This is a genomic window from Limnothrix sp. HT2024 (genome assembly GCF_059138625.1).
Genome location: NZ_CM181121.1, coordinates 853,412 through 868,839 on the forward strand (window position 1 = coordinate 853,412; position 15,428 = coordinate 868,839).

The 15,428-nt window shown below is 52.1% G+C and carries 11 protein-coding genes; 4 read left to right on the plus strand and 7 right to left on the minus strand.

Annotated elements, in window-relative coordinates:
• Nucleotides 1-119: 119 nt before the first annotated feature.
• On the minus strand, nt 120-461 hold the full coding sequence (locus tag AC2IAX_RS03590; RefSeq protein WP_494389362.1) for a DUF5615 family PIN-like protein: 342 nt from the start codon (nt 459-461) through the stop codon (nt 120-122).
• Nucleotides 458-682 carry a DUF433 domain-containing protein gene (locus AC2IAX_RS03595; protein WP_494389363.1) on the minus strand — a complete coding sequence of 75 codons (225 nt, stop codon included), beginning with the start codon at nt 680-682 and terminating at the stop codon, nt 458-460. The genes AC2IAX_RS03590 and AC2IAX_RS03595 overlap by 4 nt, the downstream gene beginning before the upstream one ends.
• A 266-nt stretch (nt 683-948) precedes the next feature.
• On the opposite strand from AC2IAX_RS03595, the gene dnaG reads away from it, so the two are divergent.
• A complete protein-coding gene (gene dnaG / locus AC2IAX_RS03600) occupies nt 949-3,054 on the plus strand; it encodes a DNA primase (protein ID WP_494389364.1) in 2,106 nt (701 codons plus the stop codon).
• Nucleotides 3,055-3,567: 513 nt separating this feature from the next.
• Complete coding sequence (locus AC2IAX_RS03605; RefSeq protein ID WP_494389365.1) at nt 3,568-5,046, plus strand: ATP-binding protein; 1,479 nt, start codon at nt 3,568-3,570, stop codon at nt 5,044-5,046.
• A gap of 95 nt (nt 5,047-5,141) precedes the next feature.
• Here AC2IAX_RS03605 and AC2IAX_RS03610 read toward each other — a convergent pair whose 3' ends face one another.
• The 5 genes from AC2IAX_RS03610 to AC2IAX_RS03630 form a co-directional block, all read right to left on the minus strand.
• Nucleotides 5,142-7,349, minus strand: a complete 2,208-nt coding sequence (locus tag AC2IAX_RS03610; RefSeq protein WP_494389366.1) for a GAF domain-containing sensor histidine kinase — start codon at nt 7,347-7,349, stop codon at nt 5,142-5,144.
• 810 nt (nt 7,350-8,159) lie between these two features.
• Nucleotides 8,160-10,415: a sensor histidine kinase gene (locus AC2IAX_RS03615; protein WP_494389367.1), complete on the minus strand. Its 2,256-nt coding sequence runs from the start codon at nt 10,413-10,415 to the stop codon at nt 8,160-8,162.
• A 69-nt stretch (nt 10,416-10,484) separates the two neighbouring features.
• The gene (locus AC2IAX_RS03620; RefSeq protein WP_494389368.1) at nt 10,485-10,709 is read right to left on the minus strand and encodes a hypothetical protein; all 225 of its coding nucleotides are present in this window, start codon (nt 10,707-10,709) and stop codon (nt 10,485-10,487) included.
• Between the two features lie 292 nt (nt 10,710-11,001).
• Nucleotides 11,002-12,006 (minus strand): BMP family ABC transporter substrate-binding protein, encoded by a 1,005-nt coding sequence (locus tag AC2IAX_RS03625; RefSeq protein WP_494389369.1) that lies wholly within the window; start codon nt 12,004-12,006, stop codon nt 11,002-11,004.
• Nucleotides 12,007-12,133: 127 nt separating this feature from the next.
• On the minus strand, nt 12,134-13,627 hold the full coding sequence (locus AC2IAX_RS03630; RefSeq protein WP_494389370.1) for an FAD-containing oxidoreductase: 1,494 nt from the start codon (nt 13,625-13,627) through the stop codon (nt 12,134-12,136).
• A 226-nt stretch (nt 13,628-13,853) separates the two neighbouring features.
• Between AC2IAX_RS03630 and AC2IAX_RS03635 the strand changes: the two genes are divergently transcribed.
• Entirely contained in the window at nt 13,854-14,561 is a 708-nt protein-coding gene (locus AC2IAX_RS03635; RefSeq protein ID WP_494389371.1) for a methyltransferase domain-containing protein, read from the plus strand.
• Between the two features lie 49 nt (nt 14,562-14,610).
• Nucleotides 14,611-15,318 (plus strand): HEAT repeat domain-containing protein, encoded by a 708-nt coding sequence (locus AC2IAX_RS03640; protein ID WP_494389372.1) that lies wholly within the window; start codon nt 14,611-14,613, stop codon nt 15,316-15,318.
• The last annotated feature ends 110 nt before the right edge of the window (nt 15,319-15,428 follow it).

Here is a 15,428-nt window from a genome sequence, read left to right on the forward strand (position 1 = left end):
TTAGCCCATTGCTATCTAGTCAAACAGTATTCATGCTCAAAACAGTAATTGCCGCCTCCCACAGTGTGATTAGGCTGCCTTAACGATCGGCTATTAGGAATAAGTGGGTGTTACTCGCCCTATCGGCTACTACTGATCTCTACAATCATTTCACCTTCTTGCAATTTTTCTAAAGCCTTCGGCAAAGTAATTGAGAGAATTCGACGTAGATTTCGGTTTGTCACATTGCCACAAGTTAACCAGATAATTTGAGGAGGTATCCCCAATCGACAGACAAGATCAACAAAATCACTGTCTTTTGTCATGATGATCGCATTGGCAAGTCGTGCCGCCTCAAAAATTTCCAAGTCTTTCGCATCGCGTAATCCAAGATCTCGCAAGGCCGAAGCTTCCACTGCAAAATTGCTCGACAGCCAGCTTGCCAAGGTTGGGGGCAATTGAGCATCAACCCAGATCTTCATGCAGTCAACCGAGAAAAATCAGTACGCCGTGCCGCAAACAATAGGCAAGCTTGAATGTCAGCCATTTCTAAATCTGGAAAATCTTCTAAAATCTCAGAGAAATTAACATTTTCTGCCAACATTTCTAAGATATCGCTCACTCGAATTCTCATGCCTCGAATGCAAGGACGGCCACCACATTGGCCAGGGGTTTGGGTAATACGAGACAGTAAATTACTCATTGGGTTCACAGAGCAGATAGTGTATAAGCAATATCTGTATATAGTAGAAAAATTTACGCCGTTGCGATCGCCCCATTACAAATCGTTGAAGCTGCCTGATTGTAGTCAAGCAATCGTTGAGCACCAGTATCTACAGGATTGATTTTTTCAAGCGGCTTTGAGTGAGATCCACAAAAATTCAGCTTTCGCGATCGCCCTTGAGCGTTCAATCGCCCGATCGGGTCGCGATAATAGGACAATAGCCGTTCGACTTGCCCCGCCCGATCGTGCGTCTTCATCCCGACACCGTAGAAGCCGTCAAACAACGAGCCGACATCGTAGATGTGGTCTCGGAACGGGTCGTGCTGAAAAAAAACGGCAAAGACTTCAAAGGCCTCTGTCCCTTCCACGACGACAAATCCCCCAGCTTCACCGTCAGCGCCACCAAAGGGTTCTATTACTGCTTCTCCTGTGGGGCCGGGGGCAACGCCATCAAGTTTTTGATGGAGCTGGACAAGCGATCATTTGGTGACGTGGTGTTGGACTTGGCGCGGCGCTACCAAGTGCCCGTGCAAACCCTGGAACCGGAACAACGCCAGGAAATTCAGCGGCAAATTACGGAGCGCGAACAGCTCTATGAAGTGCTGGCCGTGGCGGCCGGGTTCTATGCCCATGCCCTGACCCAACCTGTGGGGGCGCGGGCCATGGATTATTTGCTGGAAGAACGGCAACTGCGCCAGGACACGATTCAGGCGTTTAACTTGGGCTATTCGCCGGCCGGCTGGGATGCCCTCTATCGCTACTTGGTCGATCAAAAACGCTATGCCGTTTCGCTGGTGGAAAAGGCGGGGTTGATTGTGCCCCGGAAGGCGGGCGGTGGCTACTACGATCGATTCCGCGATCGGCTGATGGTGCCGATTCGCGATCCCCAGGGGCGGACGATCGGCTTTGGGGGGCGGACGCTAAATGGCGATGAGCCAAAGTATCTGAACTCGCCGGAAACGGAGCTATTTGATAAGGGGAAGACGCTCTTTGGGCTAGACCAGGCCAAAACGCCGATCGCCAAACAGGATGCGGCGATCGTGGTGGAGGGCTATTTCGATGTGATTGCGCTCCATGCGGCGGGGATCGAAAATGCCGTGGCGGCTTTGGGCACGGCCCTGAGCTTGGCCCAGGTGAAGCTGCTGACGCGGTTCACGGAATCGAAGCAAATTATCCTGAACTTCGACGCGGACTCGGCGGGTCAAAAGGCCACGGAGCGGGCGATCGGGGAGGTGGAAGGGCTGGCTTACCGGGGCGAAATTCAACTGCGGGTGTTGAACTTGCCGGGGGGCAAGGATGCCGATGAGTTCCTGAAAACCTACAGCCCGGATCATTACCGCACCCTGATCGCCGATGCGCCCCTGTGGCTCGATTGGCAGCTCGATCGGGCGATCGGCTCCCGGGATTTGCGATTAGCCGACCAGTTTCAAGCGGCCGTGGGCGATGCGGTGAAGCTGCTGGGCCAACTGCCCAATCCCGCCACCCGCAGCCACTACATCCGCCGCTGTGCCGACCTGCTGGGCCAAAAGGATAGCTACTTTACGCTGCAATTGGAGCAGGATTTGCGAGCGCAGGTGCAGGGCCAGCGCTGGCACGGGCGATCGGCCAAGTGGCAACGATCGGGCGATAGCAGCCTGCGGGAGTCGGCGGAGGGGCAGCTCTTGCGGATTTATTTGCACCGGCCCGATCGTCGCCAGCAAATCCTGGCCATTTTGGAAGAGCGAGAGTTGGAGTTTGGCCTGTCACACCATCGCTTTTTGTGGCGGCAGATTTTGCAACTGCAAGAGCAATGGGGTCAGGAGGCGACCGAATTGGCGATCGAATTGCGATCGAATCCAGACCTTTCCCACGAGGATTTGGTCATGGTCGATCGGCTTTTGAGCTTAGATGAGCGTACCCTGTTGGATCTCGATCGCCCCGGCCTCGCCATCCGCGCCGCGATCGCCACCCTCGAAAGCCTGCAATGCGCCAAGCGTTGCCGTCACCTGCTGGATGCTTGGCTCTCGCACTACCTGCAAGCGGAAGTGGCGGCCGAAGCGTTGCGGCGGGTTTTTGCCGGTGAACCCCCGATCGGCTCCGGAAACGATAAGGTGATTAGCCTGCGTGGCGGCGGGGGTGGTGGCGGGGGTGGCGTGGCCGGTAACTTGGCCCTGGCTCCTGACCCGATCGACCTAGAACGCCTAGAGGAAAACCTCAATCGCGCCTACGAGCAGCAACAAACCTTCCACGATCTTTATTATCAAGAACGCCGCTACTTACAACAATTGCAACAGGAACGATTCACAACCTTTGAAGATTTGGCGCAAAATCCTAGTGATGGGTCAATTTCGCCACTTAATCAATTATTTTAAGTGAAAATCAAGAAATCTTGGAAGATCACGAATGAAAGCTATATTCTAAAAAAATACCTGAGTCGCCAAAGCCAATGCACTGCCGGCCCAATCGATCAGCAAAGACAAGAGAGCAAAGACAAAAGAGTTCAAACCCTTGACCCTATAACGATTGGCGCTCTAGCAATCTCCAAAGATGCTGCTCAAAGATCCTTACCGATTGGGTTTCCTGAAACTGGCCACTCTGGCATGAACATTAATTGAATGTTCTAGGAATTCATGAAACGTTCCAGGGGGTTAAGTTGTGTTCCTGGCTCTGCTAAATTGTGATGTCAGTCAATCATCTCTTCCCGAGTTTTACCATCTTGCGACGTTAGAGTAACCTGGGAAGACACCTCCGCGATCAACAGTCAGTAGGTTCGTGAACCTAGCCCGATCCACACCACTCCTAAGCAACCAAAATTGAAGCTGAATTCATCTGATCACACTGATCACAATACCAATCCCGATCGCGTTCCATCCCCGGAGTTGGACATGGATTTACCAGCCAGTGACGTAGCCCATGATGGTCATGGGATGTTTCCTCTTCCCACTGATGAAGAGGAACGATTACAAGACCTGCTCGACTATCAAATTTTGGACACGGTTCCCGAACGTCAATACGATGATTTGACCAAGATTGCAGCCCAGATTTGCGGCACTCCCATTTCGCTCATTAGCTTGCTGGATGGCGAGCGGCAATGGTTTAAGTCCCGTCATGGAATTGATGCCACACAAACGCCACGCAGCCAAGCTTTTTGTGCCCACGCAATTTGCCGACCTGATCAAGTTTTAGTTGTGGAAGATGCACTGAAAGATGGACGCTTTACGAATAATCCTTTAGTCCAGCAAGAACCGAAAATTCGCTTCTATGCTGGGACACCTTTGCTGACTACCAATGGCCATGCGATCGGGACATTATGCGTGATTGACAAAACGCCCCGACAGCTAACAACTCAACAAATGGAAGCCCTAGAGGCCTTGGGCCGTCAGGTCATTGCCCAATTGGAGCTGCGGCGAAAAGCAATTCAACTGGAAGCGGAGGTGAAACGTCGTCAAGAAATTGCCCAAGTAGCCACCGAAAAAAGCAAAAAGCTAGCCCAAGCCCTTGAGAATTTGCAAAAGGCGCAAATCACCTTGATTCATGCGGAGAAAATGTCAGCCTTGGGGCGCTTGGTGGCAGGTGTGGCCCATGAAATTAATAATCCCATTAACTTTATTCACGGCAATCTTCATCATTGCCAAACCTATCTAGAGGAACTATTCAACTTAGTGAGCCTCTATAAAAAACATTATCCCAATCCTCACGAAGATATTGCTGCGGTCCTCACGGAGTTGGATTTGGAATATCTTACTGAAGATTTTTCACCCCTCTTTAGCTCTATGTTCGTGGGAGCCAACCGCATTAAAACCGTCGTGAATCTCTTACGCATGTTTTCGCGATTGGATGAATCAACGATTAAATTTACCGATTTGCATGAAAACCTTGACGCTACTATTAGTCTGATGGGAGTTCACTTAGCCGGAAATGGCAAACGCCCCTCCATTCAAGTGGTGCGTGACTATGGGGATTTGCCCTTAGTTGATTGTGCGATCGGGCAGTTAAACCAATGCTTTATGCAAGTGTTACTAAACGCGATCGAAGCGCTAGATCAGGGTGTGGGCGACAGCTACCCACCGGATACCCTGCCAACCATCACCGTGCGCACTGAAACTGTTGAGCCAGATCGCGTGCGAATTGCGATTTCAGACAATGGTTTGGGAATGAATGACGAATTACGCCGCCAAGCTTTTGACCCGTTTTACACCACAAAATCAGTGGGTAAAGGAATCGGTATGGGGTTAGCCATTAGTCATCAAATTATTGTGAACTTGCATGGGGGAACGCTGTCCTGTTTGTCGGAACCAGGCAAGGGAACAGCCTTCATTATGGAAATTTATCGATCGTTTCCGGCTCGCGAATCAGAGTCCTAAGGCTTCAATTTAGCTGTTCTGTGGACGATCATTTGATCATTTTAGGCTAATTTTTCTAGAAACATTCTGGGTTTCGAGGGCTTGAGCCTTGATTCCTAAATTCGGGGCGCAGAACTGCTCAAGGAATCGATCGTCAAGGCCGGCGAGACCGATCGCTCGGTGGCAGCAGGACTGGAAAAATATTGCTCGATCGGGATTTTCACCACAAATTGGGTTTGTCCCTGCTCATTCACCTGATACCAGAGTTCCCCGTGATGCCGTTTCACAATGATTTGGTAGGCATTCGCCAGGCCCATTCCAGTTCCTTGCCCGATCGGCTTGGTGGTGAAAAAGGGATCAAAAATCTTATCCGCCAACGCTGGATCAATCCCTGAACCATTGTCAGTAATTTGAATTTGCGCAAACCGTTGCAAGGTCAAACCATTGGCATGTTGCTGACAAATCAGGCGTGTTTCCACCTTCACCATGGGCACAAACATTTCTTGCAATCGACAGCGTTCCTCAACGGCATCCAGAGCATTACTAAACAGATTAAACAGCGCTTGATTCAGCAAACCGGGATAGCATTCCACCGTGGGAATATCACGATCGTAATCACAATGAGACTGAATCGCTTGACCGCAAGTGGACTCTAAAAATCGCTCAGTTAAAATGCTGAGTGTGCTATTAATTCCATCGTGAATATCAACGGATTTGAGTTCCGATTCATCCAATCGCGAAAAATTGCGCAACAACAACACAATTTCACGAATTCGATCGGCTCCGTTTTTCATAGAAGTCAGAAGCTTAGGAAAATCGGCTTTTAGAAATTCAAATTCCACTTCCGAGAGCCACTGGGCGATCGGGGCCACTGGATTAGGATAATGCTGTTGATAGAGGTCAAGACCTTGAAGCACTTGATTACTATATTCGTGGGCGTGGGTTAAGTTGCCATAGATAAAGCTCAAGGGATTATTAATTTCATGGGCAATTCCCCCAACCATTTTGCCTAAAGAAGCCAACTTTTCTGACTGCACTAACTGAGCTTGAGTTGCTTGCAGTTGATTTAATGTTGTGGCTAATGATGCTGCCTGCTGTCGCGCTTCTTGTTCAGAAGCTTGTAGGGCTAAAGCCGTTTGTTGTTTTTCTTGTAGCTCTTCCTGCAAGCGGTTCATCAACTTACTTTGGCGCAGGGCAATTCCCAATTGCAAACTCAACTGTTGCAACGCTTCCACTTCCAAATTGTCCCAGGCTCGCGCTCCTTGACAAGATTGGGCAATTAATAATCCCCAAAGGTAAAACGTAGCCGGAGTGATTGCTTGATCACTGAGGCCTTCCTGCCGATTTAAATGACTAGATTCTGATTTCCATAAAATTGGGATAACTAAGTTGCTACGCACTTGCAAACTACGCAAAAATTCTCGATGACATTCTTGCAAGGAGCTGACTTCAATGTCTTCAATCATGCAGATGCGTCCTGCTTGATATAGAGGAGCATGTTTTTCTTGAAAACAAGGATCCACAAAGGATTGTCCCAACAAGCTCAAGCTGGGATCCGAAACAGATTCTGTGGAAATTGCGCCGCTGAAGTCCCCATTAAGCTGAAAAATCAGCACCCGATCGACTTGCAAAAACTCGCGAACATCTTGCACTAAGGTCTGAAACAGGGGTTCAAAGTCCGCCGTTGTCCAAACGCGCTGCAAGGTTTTAGAAAAAATTTGTTCACAGGCTAACCGCTGAGCCAAAGACTGTTCAATCGATTGGCGTTCCTGAATCTCTCGCATTAGTTGAGTATTTTTGGTTTGTAACTCAACGGTGCGATCGGCAATTCGGGCCTCCAAATTCTGATTAATTTGGGCTAATTCCTGGGCAATAATCTGCCGACTGCTGACCTCCTGCTGCAATTGTTGGTTAATTTTCTCCAGTTCATCTGGACTACGCAATGATAGAAATTGAGGTAATAAATTCACAAGAGAAACAGCCGTGTAGCAAGAAATTAAAGCCGTTAAGGCTTTTTCAATCCCTGCTAGCCAATAGGCCCCATACCACAGCGTCCAAACTTCCAGTAAATGACCTAAGCCGCATAGGATAATAAATGCCCCGAACATCAGAAAAATGCTGATTGGCAAAAATTTCCGACGCTGATAAGCAAAGTACATCAGCATGGCGGGAATCGAGAAATAGGCAATCGCAATTAGTGAATCACTAACCACATGCAGCCCCACTAAGGGCGTTTGCCACAAATAACAATGACCATGGGGCATATAAGATTGGCTGCCCAAAACGATCGCTTCAAAAATTTCCTTGATTTTTTGCAAATCCATTGAAGGTACTCGCTGTAGCGGGAGATGGTCACTATGAGCAGGAGATGAAGTTTCTAGTTTCGAGAATTAGCAACGCTTGAGCTGCTGGATCCATTTAAGCATCCTAACAAAAAATGAGGTTTAAATAATTATTAGCTCATTGCTTGTTAGCCTCCCATCTTAGCTCAATCCTCAGAAAATGAGAGGAATAATGGGAGCAAGATCAAGATTACCCAAAACCCATGTTGTATCAAAATATGCAAAGCGTCAAAACCATGGATAGCCAAAACCTAGGTTGGCCTTTGCCATGGTGATTTGTTATGGTGAACCCTGCAAAGCGTCTTCATTATTTTAAGAGGATGTCTGGGAAGTCAAAATTGATACCTTGTGGATTTTCCCAAGCAGCAAAGATCAGGATCCCAAGTCTCTTGATCCCATGACTGTTACTGCTTAGTTAGCGTTCCAATTCACTGCTCAGACATCCTCTAAAAACAAAATTTTTTGCATCGTCATCCGTTGAAATCAAGTGACTAAAACAGATGAGAACTATTCAAAAACGGAAGTATTATTTGAGATAAAGGCTGTATTCAACACTTCTGATTTCTTATTCGTTATTGAATTTAGCAAAAAAAGAGGCTTGCCCTCACATGATATTTGGCACTCTTGTAGAAGTCGTTCTTCTTTTACTTATTGCCTACCATGCCTGGAAGTGGCCTCAGCAGGAAGCATGAACCGACCCCATGTTTACGAATTTGAACGGTTAACTTTTGGATAGTTAACTTGAGGTTTAACTTTTGGGCAGTTAACTGGAGGGACGGTCAAACGCTGGCGTTAAATTAGCGGGATGCCCACCGTAGCGACTGGACTGGTGGCGGTGATTGCATTGTTATTGCCATTGACTCGATTCGCGGAGGCTTGGGCAATTCCTTCCCTGGGGTCGATGGTAAGCCCATGATCAGCATCCGCGTCATGGGGAGTGGTGCGCCGCGCCAACTGCGTCAGCCGATCGAGCGGCAAGGTAATGGTAAATTCCGCCCCCCCTTGGTGATGGTTCTTGGCTTCCAAGGAACCGCCATGGGTTTCCACAACAATTTGGTAGCTAATCGATAGGCCCAATCCTGTGCCTTGACCCACAGGCTTGGTGGTGAAAAAGGGATCAAAAATTTTGTTGGCGGCGGATTCATCCAAACCAGGGCCGTTGTCTCGAATCGAAATCACAATCGCTTCATCCAGGCAGCCGGTCGTGATCCATAGTTGCGGCTGTTCGTCATTGGGCAACAAATCCATTGCATCGATCGCATTGCTCAAAATTTGCAAAAACACCTGATTGAGCTGGCCCGCGTAGCAAGTGACGGTGGGCAATTCTCCAAGCGATCGATGCAAGGTAATACAAGAGCGAGTTGGCATGGGCCCCAATCGATTTTGCAGAATCGTCAGGGTACTTTCAAGGCTGGCATTGAGATCAACAATTTTGACTTCTGCTTCATCCAGGCGCGCAAATTCTCGCAAATTGCGAATCAGATCCCGAATGCGAACCGCTCCATATTCCATGGATTGCAGCAATTTTGGATAGTCTTGGAGAATAAAATCATATTCAATTTCTTCCCATTTTTCGCGCACTCGCTCGGGCAATTTTGCCAGGCCTTGTTCTATGGGTTCATCGGGGTGATAGCCCAGTTCTTGAATACAAATTTGATGTAGTTCAACAATATCTTCAAAATAGGAACGAGCATGGGCCAGGTTGCCAAAGATAAAGCTAACGGGATTATTAATCTCGTGGGCTAATCCGGCTACTAGTTGACCCACACTGGACATTTTTTCAGTTTTGATTAGTTGTAATTGGGTATGGCGCAGATCATCCAAGGCCCGTTGCAGTTCGATCGTCCGCTCCACAACCCGCTGTTCCAATTCTTCATTGGCCTTGCCCAAGGCCACAAAAGATTCCCCCAGCCGGTGGGCCATGTCCTTGAAAGCCCGCGCCAAAATACCCAGCTCATGGCGATCGTGGGTGGCCGCGAGCTGGTCAATGTGGCTATGTTGCTGGAGTTGCAAAAAGGACGCTCGATCGAGCTTAATCACCTCATGGGTCAGCAATTGCAAGGGATAAATCGCCCGATGGGCCAAGCGCCAACTGAGCCAACCGGCCGCCGCTCCCGCTGCGATCGACCCAAGGGTCATCTGTAAAATCAGGTCACGCAGCGGCGCATAGGCATCGGCCAGGGGCAACTCCGTCACCACCCGCCAGCCGCTGGAGTTGCTGGAGGGGATGGGCGCAACGGTTCCAATCACCTGCGCCTGTTTTAAGCCTTGATATTGGGTCACTTCCCCCGAGATCGCCTGATCCAAATGTTCGGCCAGGTGTTGCCCCTCCAAATTGATGGGGGCGAAGGTGGTGGGGTCGGCATCGCTCACCGTTAGCACCACATTGCGTCGATCGAGCAGATAGGTATAGCCCGCCTCTTCGCTCCAGGCCTCACTGAGCACAGAATCCAGAAAATCTAAATTCACCCGAGCCAGCAGCACCCCCGCAATCTGCTCCGAGCGATCGCGAATGGGCACGCTCATCATGATCCAGCGCACCCGCCGATCGTGGAGCTGTTCCGATTCCACCCAACCCACATAGTCTTCGGCCCAGCGGTAGGCCCGCGAGAAGGCTACAGTGCGGCTCTGGTTTTGGGGGCGAAATAGGGGATCTGTGGCCACAAAGGTGATGGGCTGTCCCGATCGATCCAAAATCGCCACCATCTCATAGGCCGAATCGTGGCGAATCAACGCCTCCAGGAGCGATCGTTGCACCGGCACGGGCAGCTCTGACAGTCCCGTCACCCGCGACAAATAGCCCAATTTGCGCTGGAAATCTTCCAGATAGGTACTAATGCGCTCCGCCACCGCCCGCGATTGAGCCGCCTGCAATTGATGCAGTGTTTTCAGTTGTACCTGAGTGCTGTTGTAGGCCAACAGGGCCCCAGTGGCCAGCGTTCCCAGGGAGACCATCAGCGTCAGCCCCAAACGGATTTGCAGCGCCAGGGACATGGGCCACCAGCGGCGATAGTTCACCAATTGCTGAAACCGTTGTTTGAGCCTCATTCGTGGCTAATCCATAACGCCTCGCTGGCAGCAGAGGGTTGACGATTGTCCAGCACTTTCCCCTGCACCTTAACCGTTGGCATCATTTGGCGAGCAACTGTTGCTGTTAAACCCATAGCCCAACCATACATCAGCCAGCACATCAGCCGGCACATGGATTAATCGGCCAATCGACCCATCAATCAACCGGCCAACAACTGGCCAATTGACCCATAGACCGATCAATAAATTCACCCATTCATCAGCCAACTCATCAGCTTGCCCATTGGCTGATTCAGTTTGCACCTCAATCAAGGGATCGCAAGTCGATCGATGAACCCGTCCATTGGCCGGTTGATTCGGTCTATCAAGCTGTACATCTATTTTCTGACTGTTCAGCTTGTTTCTTGCAATACCTCAACGCCCTGGCTGTCCAGATTGCAGTCTAGGAGGAATTTGCCAAGCGAATTGATCCCCACTGAACTAAATTCAACCGAAACCCTAAATTCAACCAAAGCCCATACCTAAATTAATACCTATTTTAAGTGCGATGATAATTACCACGAGAGATTGAGAGTACTTCATCTAATCCCAAAACCCTGATGGCTTAACGCTCCTCTAAAACCTCCAAGCGGCCGCTACGAATTTGGTCATGGAGATCCACAATTTCCTTTTGACTCTCAGGATTCAGGTTACCAATGGTGGGAATAAATTCCAGCACCCGTTCTGATAGGCCAAAGAGGTATTGGCGACCTTCCCAACGTCCCCGTTGGGCCAGTCGGGCCCCATGCAAAATTAGCTCCGGCACATGGATGAGACCACTGGCCAAAATTAAGTTGGGGGCCAATTTGCGAGAATCGGGGCCCAGCACCACCATGGGCAGTTGGCGATCGACCGCTACGTTAACAATGGCAGGATTATTCGTCCAACAGTTCATGGCCAACCCATCAATTCCCGCGCCGATCAGCTTTTGGGTGAGGGCGATCGCCTTGGGTTCGTCATCAAAACTCCCAACCCATTCGATCGAAAGCTTGCGATCGGGTGCAAAGCGGCGCAGGGCATTTTGGAAGGCTAAGTTGAATTGCTTAATGGGTGGGGTGGGCAGGCTGGTGATCAGGCCAATATGTTGCAATTTGGGCTGCAAGGCCAGGGTCGCCCCCAGCAGGTAGCCTAACTCGGAGTTGCGGTAGCCCAAGGCTCCGAAATTCCGGTTGTTGCCGCTGTCGCTAGCCACTATGGCAAAACGGGTGCGGGGATAACGAACTGCGGCCTTGACCATATCGTCGCGGAAGGTTCCGCTGTGGCCAATGATGAAGCCAAAACCTTCTTTGGCGTAGCGATCGAGCGCTTGCGGCAGGCTGGCGGGTAACCCTTTGTTGATGTCATCGGTGTAGGCAATTTCTGCGTTTAATTCCCGCTCAATGCGCCCGAGGCCGGTCATGCCTTCTCGGCACCAATCGTCACTGTCTGCGCCCCGGGGCAACAGCATGGCCACCTTGAACAGGGCAGCTCGGCGGCTGCGCTGGGGTGTGCTGGGCGCGAAGGTGCAATTGTTGAGGACGATCGCGCTACCGGCAGCGCTTAGGCCATACAGCAAATCCCGTCGTTTCATAGCAGTTGTTCAGCAGTTGTTCAGTGGAGAGGGAAGGATCAGAAGCGGTGTCTGGGGTGGGCAGGTGGCTGGGCCAACCGAACCAGGCGGATTGCTGGGGGCCCGCTGTCCGCGATCGAGAGGGGGCCTAGCTCCAGCGATGCAACCAGGCCAGTAACTGGCGGGTGCGATCGGACAGTTGGGTTTTGCGATAGGCATCCGCCGCTTTTTTGATGCATTCAGCCTGGGTGGGATAGGGATGCACCACTTTGGCAAGCCGGCCCAACCCCCAACCGGCGGCCATGGCCAGGGCAATTTCGCCAATGGTTTCGCCCGCGTGGGGAGCAATGAGCGTGGCCCCCAAAATTTGGTCTCGATCGGGTGCTAGCCACACTTGCAAGCACCCTTCAGCAACCTGGTCGGTCTGGGCCCGATCGACTTGGCTTAAGGGTACTTCAATCAACCGAGGGGCCGGCCCCGGGCCAATTGCGCTCATTCCCTCTCCGGAATCAATCCAGCCCACGCTGGCCACTTCCGGATCGGTGTAGGTGACCCGGGGAATAGTGACCTTGCTCCAACGGCCCTTGCCCAGGCCAAAGGGCGTAAACAGGGCATTTTGCAAAACAAGACGGGCCGCCGCATCGGCCGCATGGGTGAACCGATCGCCCTGGCACACGTCGCCCGCCGCAAAGATACGAGGATTGCTGGTTTGCAGAAAATCATTGACGGCGATCCCTTGGGGGCCAAGGGCCACTTGGGCCGCTTCCAGGTTCAGGGTTTCAACATTGGGCGATCGACCGGTGGCCACCAGAATTTCATCCACAGCAATTGCAGGATGTTGGGCCATTTGAATTTCACAACCCAAGGGCGATCGATTCACTTGGGTCACCGTTTGCCCCGTCAACACCGTGACCCCTGCCCGTTCCAGGGCCCGTTGCACAATGGCAGCCGCGGCCGCACTTTCGCGCGGCAACAGGCGCGATCGCCGTTGAATGAGGGTCACGTGGGTTCCCAACCGGGCAAAGGCCTGGGCCAATTCACAGCCGATCGGGCCGCCGCCCAAAATAGCCAGGCGATCGGGCCGCTGCACCCAATTAAAAAGGGTCTCGTTGGTGACAGAGCCTGCTGCGGCCAAGCCCGGAATCGGCGGCACATGTGGGCGGGTTCCGGTGGCAATCACGGCTTTTTTGAACCGCAGCGTTTGGGAACCCACCGCGATCGCCCGAGGATCTTGAAAGCGCCCTTCGCCCAAAAACACATCGACCCCCAGCCCCTGAAACCGCTGGGCTGAGTCATGCACCGCCAAACGCGATCGCACGGCTCGCAGGTGGGCCATGGCCGCTGCAAAGGTTTCGGGTTCCACCGGCGATCGGGCCACTTTGGCCGCCGCAATCAAGCTCTTGGAGGGAACACAGCCCACATTCAAACAATCCCCACCCAACCAGCGGCGCTCAATGAGGGCCACCTTTAACCCCAAGCCCAAGCCCGCTGCGCCGGCCGCCGCCACCAAACCCGCCGGCCCGCCGCCGACCACCACCAGGTCATAGCAATCCGCTGGTTGCGGATTCACCCAATCTTCCGGGGCGATCGCCGCTAGCCACTGTTGATTGGACGAATCCTGAGGAAGGGCGATCGATTGCATAGGTCAGAAGTGGTGAAATGGGGTCGTGAAGTTGGGTGAGAGGGGAATCTCGGACAGGAAACCGTGGGCCATGGTTGGTAGGGATCTCTGAAGCACATGGGGCATCGCCAATCAACCATTTCCGCCTGATTTCAGGCAATAACGAACAGGCCCTAGCCCCGGATTGCTTCAGTCCATCGCCAATTCAGGCCATGTTTAGCCCATGCCCATCAGCCCATACTCAATAATGACCAAAGAATTGATACCCAATCCATTAACTAACGGCAAACACCTCAACATGGTTCTGAGCGGGGAACAACCAACGATTGATTTTTGGGAAACGGCCTACCAAACAGGCAAGACTGGCTGGGACTTGGGGCAACCATCACCCGTTTTAGCAGCCTGGGCCGATCGCCCCGACGTGATACCGGGGGGACGCATGGCTGTGGTGGGCTGCGGCCGGGGCCATGACGCGATGTTTTTAGCCGATCGGGGCTTTCAGGTCGTGGGGTTTGATTTGGCTCCTTCCGCCATTGCCGAAGCTGACCGGGCTGCCCGCGATCGGGGGGTGGTGGCGGAATTTGTGCAGGCAGATATTCTCAATTTGGCGGCCAATTGGGTTGGGCAATTTGATTGGGTGATTGAGCACACCTGCTTTTGTGCGATCGATCCCAGTTTGCGGCCGGCCTATGTGCAGGCCGTGCGATCGCTCCTGACGGATCAAGGCTCCTTGGTGGCGGTGTTTTTCGCCCACGATCGCCCCGGTGGCCCGCCCTTTGGCACCAGCGTTGCCGAAATTCAGCAACTTTTTGAGCCACAGTTTGTGATCCAAGAACTTCAACGATCGGCTCACTCCATCGATCGACGACGCGATGAGGAATATTTGGGTTGGTTGCGGCCGCGGCTGGCCTCGCGATCCCCGGTCATGTCTGGGGAGAGTGGGCCCTTGGTATGATGGTGAAATGCTCGGCCAATTCGTCGATCCGTTTTGGTAGCCTCACCCCATGTCTGATCCCAATCTTGATCGCATTGCCGACCAACTCGAAAGCCCCAATTCACGCGATCGACTCCTGGGCCTCACGGCTTTGCGGGATGTGTCGCCGGTTGATGCGGTCCCGCTGATTAAAAAAGTCCTCAACGACGACCATTTGCAAGTACGCACCATGGCCGTTTTTGCCCTAGGACTGAAGCCCACAGAGGAATGCTTTGATCTGCTGATGGGTCTGTTGGCGGACAAAGACTACAGCATCCGCGCCAATGCGGCCGGAGCGTTGGGCTATTTGCACGACACCCGCGCCGTTGAACCCCTGATCCGCCTGTTCTATGAGGATACGGATTGGTTGGTGCGCTTCAGTGCGGCCGTTTCGTTAGGGAACTTGGGCGATCCACGCGCCCGCAAAACCCTGATCGATGCGCTGGACAGTCCGGAGGTGATTGTGCAGCAGGCGGCGATCGCGGCGCTGGGCGAGGTGGGAGCCGTGGAAGCCGTGGAGCGTATGTTGACCTTTGTGCAGTCGGATGATTGGCTGGTGCGGCAACGCTTGGCGGAATCACTGGGTAAGTTGCCCAGTGAAAAGAGCCGATCGGCCCTGAAATATCTTGCCAAAGATAGCCATCCCCAGGTGGCCGAAGCGGCGCGTTATGGATTGCAACAGCTTGATCAACTCGATCAGCCGTCGAATCCCCTGGCCGATCAGCCCCTGGATTCGTAACCTGGATTCATAACCTGGATTCACGGGGCTTTGAGTTGCTTGGCCTGGCTCAGATTCAAACTGCGGCCAGGCCGGGCGATCAAAACGCAATTTTGGCTTCTCAGAGGATG